3 protein-coding genes are annotated in these 5,529 nt (G+C 62.5%); 1 reads left to right on the top strand and 2 read right to left on the bottom strand.

The genetic code is table 11. The annotated features are described in order from the left end of the window. Positions 1–95: 95 nt before the first annotated feature. On the bottom strand, positions 96–3,260 hold the full coding sequence (locus BEN49_RS27835; protein WP_070743063.1) for a beta strand repeat-containing protein: 3,165 nt from the start codon (positions 3,258–3,260) through the stop codon (positions 96–98). Positions 3,261–3,980: 720 nt separating this feature from the next. Here BEN49_RS27835 and BEN49_RS10520 point away from each other — a divergent pair. After that, on the top strand, positions 3,981–4,601 hold the full coding sequence (locus tag BEN49_RS10520; protein ID WP_070743065.1) for a deoxynucleoside kinase: 621 nt from the start codon (positions 3,981–3,983) through the stop codon (positions 4,599–4,601). 120 nt (positions 4,602–4,721) lie between these two features. Here BEN49_RS10520 and BEN49_RS10525 read toward each other — a convergent pair whose 3' ends face one another. Continuing rightward, positions 4,722–5,402: a DUF2461 domain-containing protein gene (locus tag BEN49_RS10525; protein WP_070743067.1), complete on the bottom strand. Its 681-nt coding sequence runs from the start codon at positions 5,400–5,402 to the stop codon at positions 4,722–4,724. Positions 5,403–5,529 lie beyond the last annotated feature (127 nt).

Consider the following 5,529-nt stretch of genomic DNA (forward strand, 5'->3'; position numbering starts at 1 on the left):
AGTAGATAGAGCCGCCCGCCCGCCGCCGCCGCTGCCGTCATTCAGCACGGCGTTGCCCGCGCTGGCGCCGTTGGCCAGTACCGAGCCCGTGCCGCTCACCGAGCCCGTGCGCACCAGCACGATGCCGCCGCCGGCCGCGCCGCTTGCTGGCCGTAGCCGGGGGTAGGGCCGCCACCACTGCCATCGTTGTTCACGCCGGCCCCGCCACCGCCGCCTAGGATGAGGCGGCTGCTGCTGGGCGCGCTAAAGCCCACGCCCGGCTCGCCGCCTACGGTAGCGTTGCTGCTCCAGGCGTTGCCGCCGCGGCCGCCGCGTGCGCCGTTGCCGCCGCCGCCGCCGCCCGAGTTGTTGCCATTGTTGGTTGGGTTAGCATCGGTGCCGCCGCCGCCGGCGTTGCCGGGCGCGCCGCGGCCCGAACTGCCGCTGGGGTAGCCGTCCACGCCCGTATCAAGCAAGGCCGCGCCCGTGTTCACGTAGCGCGGGGTGCCTACAATGCCCTCACCTTTCATGGCGTGGGCCCCCGTGGTGGTAGTGCCCGAGGTGGGCGCAGGGGCCCGGTAGTCGGTGCCCGTCAGGCCGGTGGTGCCGATGAGTTTCTGGCCTGCGCCGCCGCGGAAGCCCGTGCCCGAGGCATCAATCTTCGCCCCGCTGGCAAACGTGAGCTTCCCGGTTACGTCCAGGGCCAGGATGCCGCCCGTGCTGCCGTTCCAGGCCGCCGGGGCCACCGTGCCGCTAATCGTCAGATTCTTATACTGCGGAATGCGCACCACCTGGAAGCGCCGCTGGCCGGTGGTAGCGGTAGCGTCGGCATTCTGGTAGCTGTATTTCAGGCCCGTCGTGAAGGTGACGCTGCCGCCGCTCACGGGCACGGCCCCGGCCGCCCGCACGTATTCGTACTGGCCAGCCAGGAAGTTGGCGTTGATGAGGTAGCTGGTAGCCAGGCCACCCGCCACGCCGTCGCCGTAGGCGTCGGTGTTCGAGTAGTCAATGTCGGCCCCCTGCATCTGCATCACCAGCAGCAAGTCGCCGGCCGCGATGGGGGTAGTGCCCACGGCCGCCCCCACGCTCAGCGAAGTAGCGCTCACGGCCACCGTCTGGTTGGTGGCCGGGTAGTAGGTGTTGGGGCTGGCCGTGATGGTCTGTGAGCCATCGGCCCCGGGCGTAGCGCAGGCGCTGGCCGTGCCCGCCGGCCCGATGGGCGAAACGGCTACCGTCAGAATGGCCGCGGCAGCCGTACCGTTGTTGTTGGCGGGGGTAGGGTCGGCGGTGGCGCTGGTGCTGGCCGCCGTCACGGTGAAGCTGGCCGGCGAAGCGGGAATAACCAGCACTATGGTATTAGCCACCGAAGCCCCACTAGCCAGCGATACAGGGTTGAACGTGACGATGCCCGTGGTGGGGTCGTAGCTGCCGTTGGTAACGGTGACGGTGCTGAAGGCGGGCTTGCTGGAAAGCGTGAGGGTAGGCACCACGCTCGTGGCCGTAGAGGGCCCATTGTTGGTGGTCGTCACGCTATAGCTTTTCGACTGTCCTTCTACCCCGATATTCTGGCCGGTCACTACCGAAGCCAGGTCGGCGCCCGGCGTCACGGGTATCGTGTAGGTGGCGGTGTTGGAGCCAACCCCCAAGTCATCGGTCGCCTTGTAGGTGAAGGTAGCGTTGCCGGAAAACGAGCTGTTGGGCACGAACGAGAGCTGGTAGCCGGGGTTGCTGGGCGTGGCCGTGGTGGGCACCGTAATTACCTGGTTGAGCGTGGCCGGGGCCGCCGCCGCGCCATTCGCACTCACATACAGCGTGCCCTGGGCCGCCGTGGGCAGCGACAGGATGGTGTACGACACAATGGTCGTGTTGCCCGCCGTAGCGTCGGGGTCGCTCACGATAAACTGAGCCAAGTTGGTCTGGGTCGTGGTGCTGTTCAGGATGGCCGGCGAGTTGGTGACGTTGCTGGCTACCGGCGCCCGGTTCTGGACCGTAGTAAGCGTTGCCGTGTTGTTGCCCGTTGTGTTGTCGAGCACCGGGCTGGTGTAAGTAGCCGTACCCGAAACGGAGTTAGTGGGCGACATGGTGAACGTCACGGTGTTGGTGACGGTGGCATTCAGGGCCAGGTTGCTGGTGGCCGCAAACGTAACCAGGCCCGTAGTCGTGTTGTAGCTGCCGCTGCTCGTCGTTACGCCAGCCAGGCCGGTTGGTAGCTGCAGCGTCGGGGTCACGGTGGTTGGCACGTCGGGGCCGTTGTTTTTAGTGTTCACCGTGTAGGTCACCGAGCTGCTGGCCTGCGCCCGGGTCGGGCCCGTGAGCGTGGTCTCAATGTCGGCCTCGGCGCAATAGCTAAACGACGGAATGCCAATGGCTTGCTGAGCAGGGTCAGCCAGCGCCGTCTGCACGTTGCGGTACGTCAGCGTCAGCTTCGTAATAGCCTGGGGAAACGTTACGATGACGTTACTCGCCGGGTCGGCCGCGCTGGTCGCATTACCCGTGACGCGGTTGTTGCCCGAGAACGTGCTGGTGTTGCCCAACTTCACGTTTGACGCAGCTAGTGCCATGGGGGTAGTGGCACCACTGGCGTAGCCATCAAACTGCACCTGGTCGATGAAGCCGGACGTGGTCAGGTTCGTGCTGGTGGCGTCGATATCCTGCACCACGATGGAAAAGCCCGAAAGCGGTCGGCTGAAAGTAAAGGTTACCTGCGAGGTGCTGGCCGCTTTGGCAGCGTAGTCTGCATACCAGGTAAGCGCTTGGCTCTGCGACCCGTTTTGCAAGTTTTCAATGTCAAAACGGTCCACGGCCGTGCCCGCATCAGCCGAGTAGCCGCTGGTCGCGATGGTGACGCCATTACTGATAGCGGTCTGCGACTTCCAGCTTTCGTTGATTGTGCGGGTCGAAAAGTCAAACCCCGACGCCTGCCCGCAGGTAGCCTGCCCTACCGACAACGCGTAAGTAGCGGCCGCGCTCGTGCCGCTGCCATCCGTGGCGGTGAAGGTGAAGGTGTAGTTGCCCGCCGTGCCCGACGGCTGGAAAGCTAGTTGGGTGGCTTCAGTTGGGGTCAGGGTACGGGCCGCCGTCACGGCCGTGCCGTTCACATACAGCGTGCCACCCTGCGGTACCGAAGTGATGTTGTAGCGGGTAGGTGTGCCAGTGCTGGCCTTGAGGTTGTTAATAGCAGTCCGGGTGGCGTTGGCTGGTAGCACGGGCGTTGTCAGGCTGGCAACGCCCGGCGCGGCCCAGGCGGGAACAAGCGCCGCCAGCGCCAGTGCGATTGCCAAAACCCAAATGGGTAAGGGGTTTCTCATAATTTAGTAGAGTAGGTAAATGAAATTTGACTTGAAAAGCAGTGGAACGTGGCACCGATTCAGTATTAAGCGCAACAACGTGGCAAATAGAATGGCTGGCCAGTAAATTGTATTAAAAAAGGAAATTTATTATCGAATAAACCTTGTGCTTCTGCGGTTTCGTTACTGGCAAATATAGGAGACAACCGAATTAGGTAAGCTAATAATTTGCACTTTTTATATTATCAAAGCTACTAAACAATAACTATAGTGGGTTTTATGGTATTTAAAGCTGTTTTTATTGAAATATAATCCAAACAGAAATTTAATTATTTTAAGTTTTATTTTGAATAAGATAATGTTTATTGCCATTTATGGTGAATTAAATCAGCCTAGTTGAGCATAGAGGCTATTTTGTATTATAAGTTAAGCGGATAGTCAAAAAAAGATGACTGGCCGCCCTAAAGCCTCGCCAAAACGCCCCCGGCAAAGGCCCTGCCCACCGAGTCCTCGACGCGCCTGGGCCTCCCTACTTGCCTGGTTTTGGTGCCTTTGAACGGGCCCCGCCCGCAGCGGCCGCGCTAGGGCCCCCGCGGCCCCGGGCGCCGCCTTGCCTTGGGGGGAGGTGGGGGCCCCGATAGGGCCTATGGGCCGGGGCCCCGGCTTACCTTTGGGGTTCGCAATTTTTGCCCAAATTATCAGCGCAAGCACGTTATGCACATTGCCATCGTCGGCAACATCGGGGCCGGCAAAACCACCCTGGCCCATAAGTTGGCCCACCATTTCCGTTGGGAAGTATTCCTGGAGGACGTGGACGACAACCCGTACCTCAAGGATTTTTACCACGACATGCCGCGGTGGGCCTTCCACTTGCAGGTGTACTTTTTGAACGGGCGCTTCCGCCAAACCCAGCGCATCAAGGCCCTCACCAAGGCCGGCAAGGGCGTGGTGCAGGACCGCACCATCTACGAGGATGCCCACATCTTCGCCGCCAACCTGCACGAGTCGGACCTGCTCTCGACCCGCGATTACAACAACTACTGCGACCTGTTCGAATCGATGATCAACCTCGTCGAGCCGCCCGACCTGCTCCTCTACCTGCGCGCCGACCTCTCGAAGCTCATCCGCCAAATTGAGCAGCGCGGGCGCGACTACGAGAACAGCATCAGCATCGAGTACCTCAAAAACCTCAACGAGCACTACGAAAAGTGGATTGCCAACTATACCGGCCGCCTGCTCATCGTGGACGTGAGCGAGCTGGACTACGTGCGCAACCCCGAAGACCTGGGCACCGTCATCGAGCGGATCAACGCCACGCTGTTTGGCCTGTTTTAGGGCCCCCAGCCGGTAGGAAAATTTGTCATTCCGACGAAGGAGGAATCTGAGAGCTGCCCCCGGCTGGGGTCCTCCAGATTCCTCCTTCGTCGGAATGACAAATTTCTATTGAATAGATACTTACCCGTTGGGTTCCAGGGCTTCGTTGAAGAAATCGACCAAGGGGCGCGCCGCCGCGATGGCGGCCACGGCCAGCGCCACGAAGCCGGGGCCCTGGGCCACTTCCGCGTCGCTGAACGTGCGCACGGCGCCGAAGCTTTTCAGCTTCAGCCAGGCCAGGTCGGGGTGGTCGGCGGGGTAGCCTTTGGGCGGGCGCACCAGCTGCTCGGCGTCGGTGGTGAGGCCGGCGGGGAAGTAGCGCAGCAGCGCCGGCGCCTCCCGCTGGCGGTGGAACTCGTCGGCGTTGTAGTGGATTTCCTGGCGCAGGGCCCCCAGCAGGGCCGGCGTGGTGTGGTAGAAGCCCACCCGCAGCGACGACTTGCCGTCGGGCTGCACGCCCAGGTAGTAGCCGGCGCGGGCGGCGTGGCGGCCGCCGTGCAGCAGGCCCGCGCCCATGCGCCGCTTGTAGGGCTCCGGGTCGCGGTGGCCGCGGTCGTTTTTGTGGAGCCGGAACATGGCCTCGGTGGGGGTGAGGCCGGCCAGCGAGGGGTCGGTTTTGGCCACTTCGGCCAGCACCTGGCCAATAAGCTCGGCAAAGGCCGCGCGGGCCCGCTGGTACTCGGGCCGGTGCTCGGCCATCCAGGGCGTGTTGTTGTTAGCCGCCAGGCGGCGCAGGAAATCGAGCAGGTAGGCGAGGTCCATTGGGTTTAAGCTGTTTGGCTTGGTATGAAGCGGGGTGGTCCGGCGACTTTTTCAGTCGTCGGGCCACTCTGACATTGCCCCGGGGCCCCTGTTCTTTTAGTCAGAGTGGTCCCGACGACTGAAAAAA

The sequence above is a fragment of the Hymenobacter coccineus genome (genome assembly GCF_001816125.1).
Lineage (GTDB): Bacteria > Bacteroidota > Bacteroidia > Cytophagales > Hymenobacteraceae > Hymenobacter > Hymenobacter coccineus.

Coding starts and splice junctions, on each gene's coding strand:
- BEN49_RS10520 (WP_070743065.1), top strand. CDS start 3,981: ATGCACATTGCCATCGTCGGCAACATCGGGGCCGGCAAAACCACCCTG.
- BEN49_RS10525 (WP_070743067.1), bottom strand. CDS start 5,402: ATGGACCTCGCCTACCTGCTCGATTTCCTGCGCCGCCTGGCGGCTAAC.